The sequence below is a fragment of the Pseudomonas sp. P1_F1_2 genome (assembly GCF_056405815.1).
This window is the reverse complement of sequence record NZ_JBFUBK010000040.1, coordinates 22,192-38,307: the sequence shown is the minus strand read 5'-3', so window position 1 is coordinate 38,307 and position 16,116 is coordinate 22,192. Positions and strand designations below refer to the sequence as shown.

13 protein-coding genes are annotated in these 16,116 nt (G+C 58.1%); all 13 read left to right on the top strand.

Annotation, left to right across the window (positions count from 1 at the left end; translation table 11 throughout):
* Positions 1-7 precede the first annotated feature (7 nt).
* The gene (uppS, locus tag AC1D2P_RS14135) at positions 8-763 is read left to right on the top strand and encodes a polyprenyl diphosphate synthase (RefSeq protein ID WP_046029189.1); all 756 of its coding nucleotides are present in this window, start codon (positions 8-10) and stop codon (positions 761-763) included.
* Entirely contained in the window at positions 763-1,569 is an 807-nt protein-coding gene (locus AC1D2P_RS14130; protein WP_109786010.1) for a phosphatidate cytidylyltransferase, read from the top strand. The genes uppS and AC1D2P_RS14130 overlap by 1 nt, the downstream gene beginning before the upstream one ends.
* Positions 1,566-2,756: a 1-deoxy-D-xylulose-5-phosphate reductoisomerase gene (gene ispC / locus AC1D2P_RS14125; RefSeq protein WP_477757766.1), complete on the top strand. Its 1,191-nt coding sequence runs from the start codon at positions 1,566-1,568 to the stop codon at positions 2,754-2,756. The genes AC1D2P_RS14130 and ispC overlap by 4 nt, the downstream gene beginning before the upstream one ends.
* 53 nt (positions 2,757-2,809) lie before the next feature.
* A complete protein-coding gene (gene rseP, locus AC1D2P_RS14120) occupies positions 2,810-4,162 on the top strand; it encodes a sigma E protease regulator RseP (protein ID WP_477757767.1) in 1,353 nt (450 codons plus the stop codon).
* Between the two features lie 74 nt (positions 4,163-4,236).
* Positions 4,237-6,627: an outer membrane protein assembly factor BamA gene (gene bamA, locus AC1D2P_RS14115; RefSeq protein WP_223523860.1), complete on the top strand. Its 2,391-nt coding sequence runs from the start codon at positions 4,237-4,239 to the stop codon at positions 6,625-6,627.
* A 45-nt stretch (positions 6,628-6,672) separates the two neighbouring features.
* Positions 6,673-7,176 (top strand): OmpH/Skp family outer membrane protein, encoded by a 504-nt coding sequence (locus AC1D2P_RS14110; RefSeq protein ID WP_008028980.1) that lies wholly within the window; start codon positions 6,673-6,675, stop codon positions 7,174-7,176.
* A 2-nt stretch (positions 7,177-7,178) separates the two neighbouring features.
* Positions 7,179-8,234 carry a UDP-3-O-(3-hydroxymyristoyl)glucosamine N-acyltransferase gene (gene lpxD / locus AC1D2P_RS14105; RefSeq protein WP_077430792.1) on the top strand — a complete coding sequence of 352 codons (1,056 nt, stop codon included), beginning with the start codon at positions 7,179-7,181 and terminating at the stop codon, positions 8,232-8,234.
* A 108-nt stretch (positions 8,235-8,342) separates the two neighbouring features.
* The gene (gene fabZ, locus AC1D2P_RS14100) at positions 8,343-8,783 is read left to right on the top strand and encodes a 3-hydroxyacyl-ACP dehydratase FabZ (RefSeq protein ID WP_007907157.1); all 441 of its coding nucleotides are present in this window, start codon (positions 8,343-8,345) and stop codon (positions 8,781-8,783) included.
* Positions 8,780-9,556 (top strand): acyl-ACP--UDP-N-acetylglucosamine O-acyltransferase, encoded by a 777-nt coding sequence (gene lpxA, locus AC1D2P_RS14095; RefSeq protein ID WP_477757768.1) that lies wholly within the window; start codon positions 8,780-8,782, stop codon positions 9,554-9,556. Before fabZ ends, lpxA begins: the two co-directional genes overlap by 4 nt.
* Positions 9,557-9,558: 2 nt before the next feature.
* Complete coding sequence (gene lpxB, locus AC1D2P_RS14090) at positions 9,559-10,689, top strand: lipid-A-disaccharide synthase (protein ID WP_046029202.1); 1,131 nt, start codon at positions 9,559-9,561, stop codon at positions 10,687-10,689.
* Positions 10,686-11,327, top strand: a complete 642-nt coding sequence (gene rnhB, locus AC1D2P_RS14085; protein ID WP_046029204.1) for a ribonuclease HII — start codon at positions 10,686-10,688, stop codon at positions 11,325-11,327. Before lpxB ends, rnhB begins: the two co-directional genes overlap by 4 nt.
* Positions 11,328-11,403: 76 nt before the next feature.
* Entirely contained in the window at positions 11,404-14,925 is a 3,522-nt protein-coding gene (gene dnaE, locus AC1D2P_RS14080; RefSeq protein WP_477811473.1) for a DNA polymerase III subunit alpha, read from the top strand.
* Between the two features lie 152 nt (positions 14,926-15,077).
* Positions 15,078-16,025: an acetyl-CoA carboxylase carboxyltransferase subunit alpha gene (locus AC1D2P_RS14075; RefSeq protein WP_477811472.1), complete on the top strand. Its 948-nt coding sequence runs from the start codon at positions 15,078-15,080 to the stop codon at positions 16,023-16,025.
* The last annotated feature ends 91 nt before the right edge of the window (positions 16,026-16,116 follow it).

Here is a 16,116-nt window from a genome sequence, read left to right as displayed (position 1 = left end):
AGTTTTCATGGATAAGACCAAGCAGACTGTACCGTCCGCGGTGCCGCGCCATGTCGCGATCATCATGGATGGTAATAATCGCTGGGCGAAGAAGCGCTTTATGCCGGGTGTTGCCGGGCATAAAGCGGGTGTGGACGCGGTGCGTGCGGTAATCGAGGTGTGCGCTGAGGCCAAGGTCGAGGTGTTGACCCTGTTCGCCTTCTCCAGTGAAAACTGGCAGCGCCCGGCTGATGAGGTCAGTGCCTTGATGGATTTGTTCTTCAAAGCGTTGCGTCGTGAGGCCAAGCGCCTCAACGACAACAATATCAGTCTGCGCATCATCGGCGATCGCTCGCGTTTTCACCCCGAACTTCAAGCTGCCATGCGTGAAGCGGAAGCGATGACCGTCGGGGCCAACCGCTTTGTCTTGCAAATCGCCGCCAACTACGGCGGTCAGTGGGATATCGCGCAGGCTGCCCAGCGTCTGGCGCGGGAAGTTCAGGCCGGGCATCTGCGCCCGGAAGACATCACCCCTGAATTGCTGCAGACCTGTCTGGCCACCGGTGATCTGCCGTTGCCGGACTTGTGCATCCGTACCGGTGGCGAGCACCGCATCAGTAACTTCCTGCTGTGGCAGTTGGCCTACGCCGAGTTGTACTTCTCCGACCTGTTCTGGCCGGACTTCAAACACGACGCCATGCGAAACGCGCTGGCCGATTTCGCTTCTCGCCAGCGCCGCTTCGGTAAAACGAGCGAGCAGGTCGAGGCTGGAGCCCGGTTTTAATGCTTAAACAACGAATCATTACTGCGCTGATCCTGCTGCCGATCGCTTTGTGCGGTTTTTTCCTGCTCGAAGGTTCCGGCTTTGCGCTGTTTATCGGGCTAGTAGTGACGCTCGGTGCCTGGGAGTGGGCCAGGCTGGCCGGTTTCACCGCTCAGCCGGTTCGCGTTGCCTATGCCGTCGTGGTCGCATTGATGCTGTTTGTCATGCACATCCTGCCGGGGCTTGCGCCTTGGGTTCTGGGCGCTTCAGTGCTCTGGTGGGGCGTGGCGACGTATCTGGTGCTGACCTACCCGCGTTCCAGCGAACACTGGGCCAGTGCCGCCTGCAAGCTGGTGATCGGTTTGCTGATCCTGTTGCCGGCCTGGCAAGGTCTGGTCCAGATCAAGCAGGAACCCTTGGGTAACTGGTTGATCATGGCCGTGATGGTGCTGGTATGGGGCGCGGATATTGGTGCGTATTTTTCCGGCCGTGCCTTTGGCAAGCGCAAGCTGGCGCCACAGGTCAGTCCCGGCAAGAGCTGGGAAGGCGTTTACGGTGGCCTGGTGCTGAGCCTGGTGATCACAGCGATCGTCGGCCTGGTGCGCGACTGGAGTTTCGCCCAGATGCTCATGGGGTTGGTCGGTGCTGCAGTCATCGTCTTCATTTCGGTGGTGGGTGACCTCACCGAGAGCATGTTCAAACGTCAATCAGGCATCAAGGACAGCAGTAACCTGCTGCCAGGGCATGGCGGTGTCCTTGACCGAATCGATAGCCTGACGGCAGCGATCCCGGTATTCGCCGTATTGTTGTGGATGGCTGCACCGTGAGTCGCCCTCAGCAGATTACTGTTCTGGGGGCGACCGGTTCGATTGGTCTGAGCACTCTGGATGTCATTGCTCGCCATCCCGAGCGTTATCAAGTCTTTGCCTTGAGCGGTTTTACTCGTTTGAGTGAATTGCTGGCGCTGTGTGTGCGCCACACCCCGCGATTCGCCGTCGTGCCTGAGGCGGGCCCTGCTCGTGGCTTGCAGGACGACTTGCGCGCTGCCGGCCTGTCGACCCGGGTATTGGTGGGCGAGGAGGGGTTGTGTCAGGTGGCCTCCGATCCTGAAGTCGATGCCGTCATGGCGGCCATCGTGGGTGCTGCGGGTTTGCGCCCGACCCTGGCAGCAGTTGAAGCCGGCAAGAAAATCCTGCTGGCTAACAAAGAAGCGCTGGTGATGTCCGGGGCGCTGTTCATGCAAGCCGTGCACAAAAGCGGTTCGGTATTGCTGCCGATCGACAGCGAGCACAACGCGATTTTCCAGTGCATGCCGCAGGATTTCGCCCGTGGGCTTGGCGTGGTCGGCGTACGCCGGATTCTGCTGACAGCCTCTGGTGGTCCGTTCCGACAGACGCCGATGGCCGAATTGGCACATGTTTCCCCTGAGCAAGCCTGTGCGCACCCGAACTGGTCCATGGGACGCAAGATTTCGGTCGATTCGGCGAGCATGATGAACAAAGGGCTCGAGTTGATCGAAGCCTGCTGGCTGTTCGACGCCAAGCCGTCCCAGGTTGAAGTGGTTGTTCACCCTCAGAGCGTGATCCATTCCCTGGTCGACTATATCGATGGTTCGGTGCTGGCTCAGTTGGGCAATCCGGACATGCGCACCCCTATCGCCAATGCTCTGGCCTGGCCAGAACGTATTGACTCCGGCGTGGCACCGCTGGATCTGTTCGCTATTGCGCGTCTGGATTTCCAGGCGCCCGATGAAGAGCGTTTCCCTTGCCTGCGCCTTGCGCGCCAGGCAGCCGAGGCTGGCAACAGCGCGCCAGCAATGCTGAATGCAGCGAATGAAGTGGCTGTTGCAGCCTTTCTCGACGGGCGGGTCCGCTACCTGGAAATCGCGAGTATTATCGAAGAAGTGTTGAACCTCGAGCCTGTCGTCGCAGTGGGAGATCTCGAGGCCGTGTTTACGGCTGACGAGAAAGCGCGAGTGCTGGCCGGGCAATGGTTGAGTCGTCACGGGCGGTAAGTGCTGCCATATGTTGGCCCATGCAGCACCGGATAGAATTGCGGAGAAAGTAGATGAGCGCGCTCTATATGATTTTCGGCACCCTGGTGGCTTTGGGTGTGCTGGTTACCTTCCACGAATTCGGCCATTTCTGGGTCGCACGTCGCTGTGGGGTCAAAGTGCTGCGTTTCTCCGTAGGCTTCGGTATGCCGCTGCTGCGCTGGCACGACAAGAAAGGTACTGAGTTTGTAGTGGCTGCCATTCCATTGGGTGGCTACGTGAAGATGCTCGATGAGCGTGAAGGCGAAGTGCCGGTCGATCAGCTCGAACATTCTTTCAATCGCAAATCTGTCCGTCAGCGTATTGCGATCGTGGCGGCAGGCCCGATCGCCAACTTCTTGTTGGCAATGGTGTTTTTCTGGGTGTTGGCCATGCTCGGCAGCGAGCAGGTACGGCCCGTCATTGGTGCGGTCGAGTCTGGCAGTCTTGCCGCCCGGTCTGGTTTGAGCGCAGGTCAGGAAATCATTGCCATTGATGGCGAACCAACGTCCGGTTGGGCTTCGGTGAATCTGCAATTGGTTCGTCGTCTTGGTGAGAGCGGAACCCTTCAATTATTGGTGCGTGAGCAGGGTTCCACGACGGATTCCCCACGTGAGCTGGTGCTGGATAAGTGGCTTAAAGGTGCCGACGAGCCAGATCCGATTCGTTCGCTGGGCATTCGTCCTTGGCGCCCGGCGTTACCGCCAGTGCTCGCCGAACTCGATCCGAAGGGGCCGGCACAGGCTGCGGGCCTGAAAACCGGTGATCGCTTGCTTGCCCTTGACGGCAAGGCGCTGGATGACTGGCAGCAAGTGGTCGACACCGTGCGTATGCATCCAGATACCAAAATCATGCTGCGCATCGAGCGCGATGGTGCTCAAATCGACGTCCCTGTGACGTTGGCCTCTCGCGGCGAGAGCAAGGCACCTACCGGTTACATGGGGGCCGGAGTGAAAGCGGTCGATTGGCCGCCAGAGATGGTTCGAGAAGTCAGTTACGGTCCATTGGCTGCGATTGGAGAGGGCGCGCGACGCACCTGGACCATGAGCGTGCTGACCCTCGATTCACTCAAGAAAATGTTGTTCGGTGAGCTCTCGGTAAAAAACTTGAGTGGACCGATAACCATTGCTAAAGTGGCGGGCGCTTCTGCCCAGTCGGGCGTAGCTGATTTCTTGAATTTCCTTGCATATCTGAGTATTAGCCTGGGAGTTCTGAATTTGTTGCCCATTCCTGTACTGGATGGGGGGCATTTGTTGTTTTATCTGATCGAGTGGGCGCGTGGTCGCCCCTTGTCAGATCGGGTGCAGGGTTGGGGGATACAGATCGGTATCAGTTTGGTGGTCGGGGTGATGTTGCTTGCTCTGGTCAATGATTTGGGCCGTCTGTAACACTTCGCTGAATTGCGAATCTGCCGCATTTTGCGGCAGTTTGTTTATTGCCAGTTGGAATAAGAAAGGACTTCATGAAACGTCTGCTGCTAACTGCGGTTCTCACCGTATTGATGATCGCCGAAGTTCACGCCGAGTCCTTCACTATCTCTGATATTCGCGTCAATGGCCTCCAGCGGGTCTCCGCGGGTAGCGTCTTTGGTGCTTTGCCGTTGAACGTCGGCGAACAGGCGGACGATCGTCGCCTGGTGGAATCCACTCGTGCGTTGTTCAAAACCGGTTTCTTTCAAGATATCCAGCTGGGCCGCGATGGCAACGTCCTGGTCATCACGGTAGTCGAGCGTCCATCGGTCGCCAGTATCGAGATCGAAGGTAACAAGGCGATCTCTACTGAAGACCTGATGAAGGGCCTCAAGCAGTCCGGTCTGGCCGAAGGTGAAATCTTCCAGCGCGCCACCCTTGAAGGTGTGCGTAACGAGCTGCAACGCCAATACGTCGCTCAGGGCCGCTACTCGGCCACCGTCGACACCGAGGTGGTCCCGCAGCCGCGTAACCGTGTCGGATTGAAGGTCAACATCAACGAAGGCACCGTCGCTGCCATCCAGCACATCAACGTGGTGGGTAACACCGTCTTCCCTGAAGCAGACCTGATCGACCTGTTCGAACTGAAGACCACCAACTGGCTGTCCTTCTTCAAGAACGACGACAAGTACGCGCGGGAAAAACTTTCCGGTGACTTGGAGCGCCTGCGTTCCTACTACCTGGACCGCGGCTATATCAATATGGATATCGCTTCGACTCAGGTATCGATTACTCCGGACAAGAAACACGTCTACATCACCGTCAACGTCAACGAAGGCGATAAGTACACCGTTCGTGACGTCAAGTTGAGCGGTGACCTGAAAGTCCCTGAAGACCAGATCAAATCCCTGCTGCTGGTGCAGAAAGGCCAGGTGTTCTCGCGCAAGCTGATGACCACCACGTCGGAGCTGATTACTCGCCGTCTGGGTAACGAGGGCTATACCTTCGCCAACGTAAGCGGTGTGCCTCAGCCGCATGAAGACGACCACACCGTCGACATTACTTTCGCGGTCGATCCAGGCAAGCGTGCTTACGTGAACCGTATCAACTTCCGTGGCAACACCAAGTCTGAAGACGAAGTGCTGCGCCGTGAAATGCGTCAGATGGAAGGCGGCTGGGCTTCGACCTACCTGATCGACCAATCCAAGACTCGTCTTGAGCGTCTGGGCTTCTTTAAGGAAGTGAACGTCGAAACACCTGCTGTGCCAGGTGTCGATGACCAGGTTGATGTGAACTACAGCGTTGAAGAACAGGCTTCCGGTTCGATCACTGCCAGCGTTGGTTTCGCTCAAAGTGCTGGCCTGATCCTCGGTGGTTCCATCACTCAGAACAACTTCCTGGGTACCGGTAACAAGGTCAGCATCGGCTTGACCAAAAGCGAATACCAGAGCCGCTATAACTTCGGTTATGTCGACCCGTACTGGACAGCCGATGGCGTGAGCCTGGGTTACAACGCTTTCTATCGCACCACCGACTACAAAGACCTTGATGTCGACGTAGCGAGCTATGCCGTAGATAGCCTGGGTGCCGGCGTAAGTGTCGGTTACCCGATCAGTGAGACTTCGCGTCTGACCTTTGGCCTGACTGCACAGCAAGACAAGATCAAGACCGGTCAGTACACCGTCGATGAAATCTTCGACTTCGTAAACACCGAAGGCGACCAGTACCTGAACTTCAAGGCATCGGCCGGTTGGTCCGAGTCCACCCTGAACAAAGGTGTGCTGGCGACCCGTGGTCATTCTCAAAGCTTGACAGCGGAAGTGACCGTGCCGGGTAGCGACCTGTCGTTCTACAAGCTCGACTACCGTGGCCAGTTGTTCCAGCCGCTGAGCGAGAACTACACCATGCGCCTGCACACTGAATTGGGTTATGGCGACGGTTACGGTTCGACCGATGGCTTGCCATTCTATGAAAACTACTATGCTGGTGGTTTCAACTCGGTTCGTGGCTTCAAGGACAGCACATTGGGGCCGCGTAGTACTCCGAGCCGCGGTCAAGGCGTCACTGGCAACCCGGGCACGCTTGCTGACCCGGATCAGGATCCACTGCCATTTGGCGGTAACGTCCTGATTCAAGGTGGTGCGGAGATTCTGTTCCCGCTGCCATTCGTCAAAGATCAGCGCTCGCTGCGTACCTCGGTATTCTGGGATGTGGGTAACGTCTTCGACTCCAAGTGCCAGCAGACTTCCAACACTAACGCTAATGTGAAGTCCAATACGCAGTGCAACGATATCAGTCTGAGCAACCTGGCCAGTTCCGTCGGTGTGGGTGTGACATGGGTCACCGCGCTGGGTCCTCTGAGCTTTGCATTGGCCATGCCAGTAAAAGAACCGGATAACGCTGAAACCCAGGTGTTCCAATTCTCTCTTGGCCAGACGTTCTAAGCGTTTGTCCCAAAATAACGACAATGGATTTTGTAGGAGTACATCGTGCGTAAGTTGACTCAATTGGTTCTCCTGGCGACCGTACTGGTAGCAGGTCCGGCTTTTGCCGACATGAAAATCGCCGTTCTGAACTATCAGATGGCTCTGCTGGAATCCGACGCGGCCAAGAAATATGCCGTGGATGCCGAGAAGAAATTTGGCCCGCAACTGACCAAGCTCAAGACGCTGGAAAGCAGCGCCAAAGGTATTCAGGATCGTCTGATGGCCGGTGGCGACAAGATGCAACAAGGTGAGCGTGAGCGCCTTGAACTCGAGTTCAAGCAAAAGGCCCGTGACTTCCAGTTCCAGTCCAAGGAACTGAACGAAGCCAAAGCCGTTGCCGACCGTGAAATGCTGAAGCAGCTCAAGCCGAAACTGGACAGCGCTGTGGAAGAAGTCATCAAGAAAGGTGCTTTTGACCTGGTCTTCGAGCGTGGCGCAGTGATTGATGTCAAGCCTCAGTACGACATCACTCGCCAGGTTATCGAGCGCATGAATCAGCTGAAGTAACCATGACAGCGACTATTAAGCTCGGCCAGTTGGCCGAGTTCCTCGGCGCCACGCTACGTGGCGACCCGGAGAAAGAAATTACTGGGCTAGCCACTTTGCAAGAGGCTGGCCCAGCTCAGTTGAGCTTTCTCGCAAATCCTCAATACCGTAAATACCTGGCCGACTGCCGGGCCGCAGCGCTGTTGCTGAAGGCCGCTGATGCCGAAGGGTTTTCCGGTGATGCGCTGGTAGTGCCGGATCCGTACCTGGCCTACGCGCGTATTTCCCATTTGTTCGATCCCAAGCCCAAGGCGCCCGCAGGTGTTCACCCGACAGCGGTAGTGGCCGCGGATGCAGTGGTTGATCCAGCGGCGAGTATTGGTGCCTTTGCGGTGATCGAAAGCGGTGCGCGTATTGCGGCGGGCGTGACCATCGGCGCTCATTGCTTCATCGGTGCGCGTTGCGAAATCGGYGAAGGCGGCTGGCTGGCCCCGCGCGTCACGCTGTATCACGACGTGCGCATCGGCAAGCGAGTGGTCATTCAGTCGGGTGCCGTGCTCGGTGGCGAAGGTTTCGGTTTTGCCAACGAAAAAGGTGTCTGGCAGAAAATCGCCCAGATCGGTGGCGTGTTGGTCGGTGACGATGTGGAGATTGGCGTGAATACCGCCATCGACCGCGGTGCGTTGGCCGATACCGTTCTCGGTAATGGTGTGAAGCTCGACAACCAGATCCAGATTGCCCACAACGTGCAGATCGGTGATCACACCGCCATGGCCGCTTGTGTGGGGATCTCCGGCAGCACCAAGATCGGCAAGCATTGCATGCTCGCAGGTGGTGTGGGGCTGGTGGGGCACATCGAAATTTGCGACAACGTTTTCATCACCGGGATGACCATGGTGACCCACTCGATTACCGAAAAGGGCGCCTATTCTTCCGGTACAGCCATGCAACCGGCTGCCGAGTGGCGCAAAAGCGCGGCACGCATCCGTCAGCTCGATGACATCGCGCGGCGACTGCGACAACTGGAAAAGCACGTAGGGGAAGTGACCCCTGACGGTAATGCTTCTTCAGATGGCTGATACCATTTCCATATCAAGTGTGCACAGCCGTTAGACTGCCTCCTTGATTTGCTAGAGGAGCGCGCGTCACTCGTGCGTTCCCAATCTTTACATAGGCTTCCCCCCGAAATGATGGACATCAACGAGATTCGCGAATACCTGCCTCACCGTTACCCGTTCCTGCTGGTGGACCGGGTTGTGGATCTGGATGTGGAAGGCAAGCGCATTCGCGCCTACAAGAATGTCAGCATCAACGAACCGTTCTTCAATGGTCACTTCCCTGCGCATCCAATCATGCCGGGCGTATTGATCATCGAAGCGATGGCTCAGGCTGCCGGGATCCTTGGTTTCAAAATGCTCGACGTGAAACCGGCGGACGGCACCCTTTACTACTTCGTCGGCTCCGACAAGCTGCGCTTCCGCCAGCCTGTGCTGCCGGGCGATCAGTTGATCCTTGAAGCCAAGTTCCTGAGCTGCAAGCGTCAGATCTGGAAGTTCGAATGCCAGGCTTCGGTCGACGGCAAGCCAGTCTGCTCTGCTGAAATCATCTGTGCGGAACGCAAACTATGAGTTTGATTGACCCTCGCGCAATCATCGATCCGACGGCTGTACTGGCCGACGACGTTGAGGTCGGCCCATGGTCGATCGTCGGCGCAGGTGTGGAAATCGGCGAGGGGACAGTGATCGGGCCGCACGTGATTCTCAAAGGCCCGACCCGTATCGGTAAGCACAACCGCATCTACCAGTTTTCTTCGGTAGGTGAGGACACGCCCGATCTGAAATACAAAGGCGAAGAAACCCGTCTGGTCATCGGTGACCACAACGTCATCCGTGAAGGCGTGACGATTCACCGCGGGACCGTTCAAGACCGTTCGGAAACGACCCTGGGTGATCACAACCTGATCATGGCCTATGCCCACATCGGCCACGACAGCGTCATCGGCAACCACTGCATCCTGGTCAACAACACCGCGTTGGCTGGCCATGTACACGTTGAAGACTGGGCGATCCTCTCCGGTTTTACCCTGGTTCACCAGTATTGCCACATTGGTGCCCACAGCTTTTCCGGTATGGGTACAGCCATCGGCAAGGACGTTCCAGCGTACGTCACGGTGTTTGGCAACCCCGCTGAAGCCCGCAGCATGAACTTCGAAGGCATGCGTCGCCGCGGTTTCAGTGAAGACGCGATCCACGCGCTGCGCCGCGCCTATAAGGTGGTTTATCGCCAAGGCCTGACCGTCGAGCAAGCGCTTGCCGAACTGACCGAACCTTCGGATCAGTTCCCGGAAGTCGCGGTGTTCCGTGATTCCATCCAGTCTTCGACCCGCGGCATTACTCGTTAATCATGGCTAATCTGCGTATTGCGCTGGTAGCGGGTGAGGCTTCCGGCGACATTCTGGGCGCAGGCCTCATGCGCGCACTCAAGGCTCGACATCCGGCGGTGGAATTCATCGGTGTCGGTGGTCCGTTGATGCAGGCCGAGGGGCTGACCTCATACTTCCCCATGGAACGGCTTTCGGTCATGGGCCTGGTGGAAGTGCTGGGACGGTTGCGTGAGCTGCTGGCGCGTCGCAAGAAGCTGATCGCCGACCTGATCGCTGAGAAGCCGGACGTGTTCATCGGTATCGATGCTCCGGACTTCAACCTCAATATCGAACTCAAGCTGCGTCAGGCCGGGATCAAGACCGTGCATTACGTCAGCCCGTCGGTGTGGGCATGGCGTCAGAAGCGCGTGCTGAAGATCCGCGAAGGCTGCGACCTGATGCTGACGCTGTTTCCGTTCGAAGCGAAATTCTATGAAGAGAAGGGCGTGCCGGTGCGTTTTGTCGGGCACTCCCTGGCCGATGCGATCCCGCTGGAGGCCGATAGGGCTGCCGCGCGGGCTGAGCTCGGATTGCCAGAGGGACCTCTGGTCGCGTTGATGCCCGGCAGTCGTGGCGGTGAAGTGGGCCGTCTCGGCGCCTTGTTCCTTGATACTGCCCAGCGTTTGCGGGCCATGCGCCCAGGTGTGCGCTTTGTCATGCCATGCGCCAACCCTGAACGGCGCGCGCAGCTTGAAGAGCTGTTGGCCGGTCGCGATCTGCCGCTGACCTTGCTTGACGGCAAATCCCATCTGGCCCTGGCCGCTTGTGATGCGGTGCTGATTGCCTCCGGGACCGCTACGCTGGAAGCGTTGCTCTACAAGCGACCGATGGTGGTGGCTTATCGTCTGGCGCCGCTGACGTTCTGGATCCTCAAGCGGATGGTGAAAAGCCCTTACGTGTCCTTGCCGAACCTCTTGGCCCAGCGCCTGTTGGTGCCTGAGTTGCTGCAAGACGACGCGACAGTCGAAGCGCTGGCGCAAACGCTGTTCCCTCTGATCGAAGGCGGCGAGGAACAGACTCGCGGCTTCGACGAAATTCACCGTACCTTGCGTCTGGACGCCTCCAATCAGGCGGCGGATGCAGTACTGAACTTGATCGGCAAAACACAATGAGCAAAACCAGCACACAGATGGGCCTGGACTTCACCCTGGTCGCCGAAGTCGAAGACCTCGTGGCCGGTGTCGACGAAGTCGGTCGCGGCCCGCTCTGCGGTGCAGTGGTCACGGCTGCGGTGATCCTCGATCCGAACCGTCCGATCCTCGGTCTGAACGATTCGAAAAAACTCACCGAAGCCCGTCGCGAAAAGCTCTTCGACGAAATCTGCGAAAAAGCCCTGAGCTGGTGCATCGCCCGGGCCGAAGTCGAGGAAATCGACGAGCTGAACATCCTGCACGCCACCATGCTGGCGATGCAGCGCGCGGTCGAAGGTCTGCACATCCAGCCGAAACTGGCCATGATCGACGGCAATCGTTGCCCGAAACTGTCGATGCGCGCTGAAGCGGTGGTGCAGGGCGACGGCAAGGTGCCAGCCATTGCCGCGGCATCGATTCTGGCCAAGGTCAGCCGCGACCGCGAAATGGCCGCGTTCGAACTGATTTACCCGGGTTACGGCATCGGCGGGCACAAAGGCTATCCGACCCCCGTTCATCTGGAAGCGCTGGCCCGCTTGGGGCCAACGCCGATTCACCGCCGCTCGTTCGCCCCGGTGCGCCTGGCGTACGAGGCGCGGGAAAGTCTGATCGAGAGTTAGTCGCAAGGCTGATGTTTTACTCAAGGCCCGGTACAATCCGGGCCTTGTTGTCTTCACGTTTCTAGACAGGATCACTATGCCGGCTTCATTCGTTCACCTACGCCTGCACACTGAATATTCCCTGGTCGACGGTCTGGTGCGGATCAAACCGCTGGTCAAGACCCTGGTCGGCATGAACATGCCTGCCGTAGCGGTCACCGACCAGAACAACATGTGTTCCCTGGTCAAATTCTACAAAGCCTCCATGGGGGCCGGGATCAAGCCGATCTGTGGCGCCGACTTGTGGCTGTCGAACAAGGATCCGGACAACGCCCTTAGCCGGATCAGCCTGCTGGCCATGAACGCTGTCGGCTATCGCAACCTGACTGAACTGATTTCCCGTGGTTTCATCGACGGCCAGCGCAATGGCTCGGTGATCATCGAGCGCGAATGGGTCGCCGAAGCCAGCGAAGGCTTGATCATGCTCTCAGCGGCGAAAGAGGGCGAAATTGGCCTGGCCATGCTCAGTGGCAACCCGGCTGAAGCGGAAAACCTGGCGCGCGAATGGATGGCGGTGTTTCYGGACCGTTTTTATCTGGAAATCCAGCGCACCAATCGCCCCAACGATGAAGAGCAGTTGCACGGTGCCGTGGCCCTGGCCGACAAAATCGGTGCGCCACTGGTCGCGACCAACGATGTGCGCTTCATCAAGCAGGAAGACTTCGCCGCTCACGAAACCCGCGTTTGCATCGGTGAGGGCCGCGCCCTCGACGATCCGCGCCGTTCGAAGAATTACAGCGATCAGCAATACCTCAAAAGCGCCGAGGAAATGGCCGAGTTGTTCAGTGACCTGCCCGAGGCACTGGTAAACACAGTCGAGATCGCCAAGCGCTGCAACATCGAAGTGAAATTGGGCAAACACTTTCTGCCCAACTTCCCGATTCCCGATGGCATGACCATCGACGAGTATTTCCGCAAGGTGTCCTTTGATGGCCTGGAAGAACGGCTGACCGTTCTGCTGCCCAAGGACACCACCGAAGACTACGAGGCCAAGCGTCAGGTCTACGTCGACCGGTTGAATTTCGAGCTGGATATCATCATCCAGATGGGGTTCCCCGGTTACTTCCTGATCGTTATGGACTTCATTCAGTGGGCCAAGAGCAACGGCGTCCCGGTAGGTCCCGGCCGGGGTTCGGGCGCCGGGTCGCTGGTGGCCTATGTACAAAAGATTACGGACCTCGATCCGCTCGAATATGACCTGCTGTTCGAACGTTTCCTTAACCCGGAACGGGTATCGATGCCCGACTTCGACGTCGACTTCTGCATGGACGGTCGTGATCGGGTAATTGAATACGTGGCCGACAAGTACGGTCGCAACGCCGTAAGCCAGATCATCACCTTCGGTTCCATGGCTGCAAAAGCCGTGGTCCGGGACGTGGCGCGGGTGCAGGGCAAGTCCTACGGACTGGCGGATCGTCTGTCGAAGATGATTCCGTTCGAAGTCGGCATGACCCTGGAAAAGGCGTATGAGCAGGAAGAGATCCTGCGTGACTTCATCAAGGTCGATGAAGAAGCCGCCGAAATCTGGGAAATGGCCCGCAAGCTGGAAGGCGTCGTGCGAAACGTCGGTAAACACGCCGGTGGTGTGGTGATCGCGCCGACCAAACTGACGGACTTCTCGCCGATTTATTGCGATGAGGCCGGTGACGGTCTGGTGACCCAGTTCGACAAGGATGACGTTGAAGCGGCCGGTTTGGTGAAGTTCGACTTCCTCGGCCTGCGGACCCTGACCGTTATCGATTGGGCGTTGAAGACCATCAACCGCGACCGCGCGAAGGTCGACGAACCGCCGCTGGACATCGCGTTCATTCCGCTGGACGACAAGCCGACCTACACACTGCTGCAAAAAGCCGAAACCACGGCGGTGTTCCAGCTTGAGTCGCGCGGCATGAAGGAGCTGATCAAAAAGCTCAAGCCCGACTGCCTGGAAGACTTGATCGCACTGGTGGCCCTGTTCCGTCCGGGTCCATTGCAATCGGGCATGGTGGACGACTTTATCAACCGTAAGCACGGCCGCGCCGAGCTCGCGTACCCGCACTCGGATTACCAGTACGAAGGCCTCAAGCCCGTACTGGCGCCGACTTACGGCATCATCCTGTATCAGGAACAGGTGATGCAGATTGCCCAGGTCATGGCCGGTTACACCCTCGGCGGTGCGGACATGCTGCGTCGTGCCATGGGTAAGAAAAAACCGGAAGAAATGGCCAAGCAGCGCGGCGGTTTCATTGAAGGTTGCGCGACCAACAACATCGACGCTGACCTTGCCGGTAACATTTTCGACCTGGTAGAAAAATTCGCCGGCTACGGCTTCAACAAATCCCACTCCGCGGCGTATGGCCTGGTGTCGTACCAGACGGCGTGGCTGAAAACGCATTACCCGGCGCCATTCATGGCGGCGGTGCTGTCGGCGGACATGCACAACACCGACAAGGTTGTGACCTTGATCGAAGAAATTCGCACCATGAAGCTGCGTCTCGACGCGCCGGATGTGAATGCCTCCGAGTTCAAGTTCACGGTGAATGACGAAGGCCGGATTATTTACGGCCTCGGCGCGATCAAGGGCGTGGGCGAAGGTCCGGTGGAAGCGATCACCGAGGCGCGCCAGGACGGTCCGTTCAAGGATCTGTTCGACTTCTGTGCCCGTGTCGATCTCAAGCGTATCAACAAGCGCACCCTGGACGGTTTGATCCGCAGTGGCGCGCTGGATCGTCTGGGGCCTTGTTTCCATGACGAACCGAAGGCTTATCAGGCGAGCATCGACCAGAATCGTGCGATCTTGCTGGCCGCGATGGAAGGGGCGATCAAAGCCGCCGAACAAACCGCGCGCACCCAGGACAGCGGCCATGCCGACCTGTTTGGCGGTCTGTTTGTCGAAGAAGACGCGGACGTCTACGCCAGTCATCGCAAGGCCAAGGAACTGACCCTCAAGGAGCGGTTGAAAGGGGAGAAAGACACCCTGGGCCTGTACCTGACCGGCCACCCGATTGACGAATACGAAGGTGAAATCCGTCGCTTTGCCCGTCAGCGCATCATCGATTTGAAGCCTGCGCGCGATACCCAAACGGTCGCCGGCATGATCATCGCCCTGCGGGTKATGAAGAACAAAAARGGCGACAAGATGGGCTTCATCACCCTCGAYGATCGCTCSGGKCGGATCGAGGCGTCGTTGTTTGCCGAGGCGTTCCATACGGCGCAGTCGCTGTTGCAGACGGACGCGATGGTGGTGGTCGAGGGCGAGGTCAGTAATGACGACTTCTCCGGTGGCCTGAAGCTGCGGGTCAAGCGGGTGATGAGCATGGAAGATGCGCGCACCAACCTCGCCGAGAGCCTGCGCCTGAAGCTGCAAACCAAGGATTTGAAGGGTGATCAGCTACGCTGGCTGGGTGAGTTGTTCAAGCGTCACCGCGGTGCGTGCCCGATCACCATGGAGTACACGAGCCCCGATGCTAAGGCCTTGCTGCAGTTTGGCGAGACCTGGCGAATCGATCCGGCGGATGCGTTGATTCAAGCCTTGCGTGACCAGTTCGGGCGAGACAACGTCTTCCTCCAATACCGTTGACGGTCAGGTGCCATTCGTCCCCCTTGGAACGTGCCCTGATCTCGACCCGAATTTTTAATCTCGACCTGAACGCGCCTCTCCCTTAAGGTAGGGCGCGAATAGACAACCGGCCGGCCCAAGCTCTCTTGGACGTCGACCCAAGACGGACGCCTATGAACCCGAATTTTCTAGATTTCGAACAGCCGATCGCCGACCTGCAAGCCAAGATCGAAGAGTTGCGCTTGGTCGGTAACGACAATTCGCTGAATATCGGCGATGAGATCTCCCGCCTGCAGGACAAAAGCAGCACGCTGACCGAAGACATCTTCGGCAAGCTGACCAGCTGGCAGATCGCACGCCTGGCGCGTCACCCGAAACGTCCGTATACCCTGGACTACATCGAACACATTTTCACCGAGTTCGATGAGTTGCACGGTGACCGTCATTTCTCCGATGACGCTGCCATCGTTGGCGGTATCGCCCGTCTGGACGACCAGCCGGTCATGATCATCGGTCACCAGAAAGGCCGCGAAGTGCGCGAGAAGGTTCGCCGCAACTTCGGCATGCCGCGTCCTGAAGGCTACCGCAAGGCGTGCCGCCTGATGGAAATGGCCGAGCGTTTCAAAATGCCGATCCTGACCTTCATTGACACCCCGGGCGCTTACCCTGGTATTGACGCTGAAGAGCGTAACCAGAGCGAAGCGATCGCCTGGAACCTGCGTGTCATGTCGCGTCTGAAAACCCCAATCATCGCCACCGTGATCGGTGAAGGTGGTTCCGGTGGTGCTTTGGCGATTGGTGTTTGCGATCAGTTGAACATGCTGCAGTACTCGACCTACGCGGTGATTTCGCCGGAAGGTTGTGCATCGATTCTGTGGAAAACCKCCGAGAAAGCCCCGGACGCCGCTGAAGCGATGGGCATCACTGCCGAGCGCCTGAAAGGCCTGGGCATTGTGGATAAGGTGATCGGCGAGCCATTGGGCGGCGCACACCGTGACCCGGCTGCTGCGGCTGCGTCGATCCGTGCCGAGCTGAGCTCGCAACTGGCGATGCTGAAGAAGTTCGACAATGATGCGCTGCTGGCCCGTCGTTACGAGCGACTGATGAGCTACGGTCTCTGATCGATCGCTCCTCCATCATGTAGGAGTAAGGCTTGCCCGCGATTGGGGCGCGTCGGTTTAACAGACCGACCGCGTTAACGTTCATCGCGAG

Bases quoted from the DNA above. Each gene is read 5' to 3' on its own strand.
- lpxB (WP_046029202.1), top strand. From the start codon at position 9,559: ATGGCTAATCTGCGTATTGCGCTGGTAGCGGGTGAGGCTTCCGGCGAC.
- rseP (WP_477757767.1), top strand. From the start codon at position 2,810: ATGAGCGCGCTCTATATGATTTTCGGCACCCTGGTGGCTTTGGGTGTG.
- bamA (WP_223523860.1), top strand. From the start codon at position 4,237: ATGAAACGTCTGCTGCTAACTGCGGTTCTCACCGTATTGATGATCGCC.
- lpxA (WP_477757768.1), top strand. From the start codon at position 8,780: ATGAGTTTGATTGACCCTCGCGCAATCATCGATCCGACGGCTGTACTG.
- AC1D2P_RS14130 (WP_109786010.1), top strand. From the start codon at position 763: ATGCTTAAACAACGAATCATTACTGCGCTGATCCTGCTGCCGATCGCT.
- rnhB (WP_046029204.1), top strand. From the start codon at position 10,686: ATGAGCAAAACCAGCACACAGATGGGCCTGGACTTCACCCTGGTCGCC.
- uppS (WP_046029189.1), top strand. From the start codon at position 8: ATGGATAAGACCAAGCAGACTGTACCGTCCGCGGTGCCGCGCCATGTC.
- fabZ (WP_007907157.1), top strand. From the start codon at position 8,343: ATGATGGACATCAACGAGATTCGCGAATACCTGCCTCACCGTTACCCG.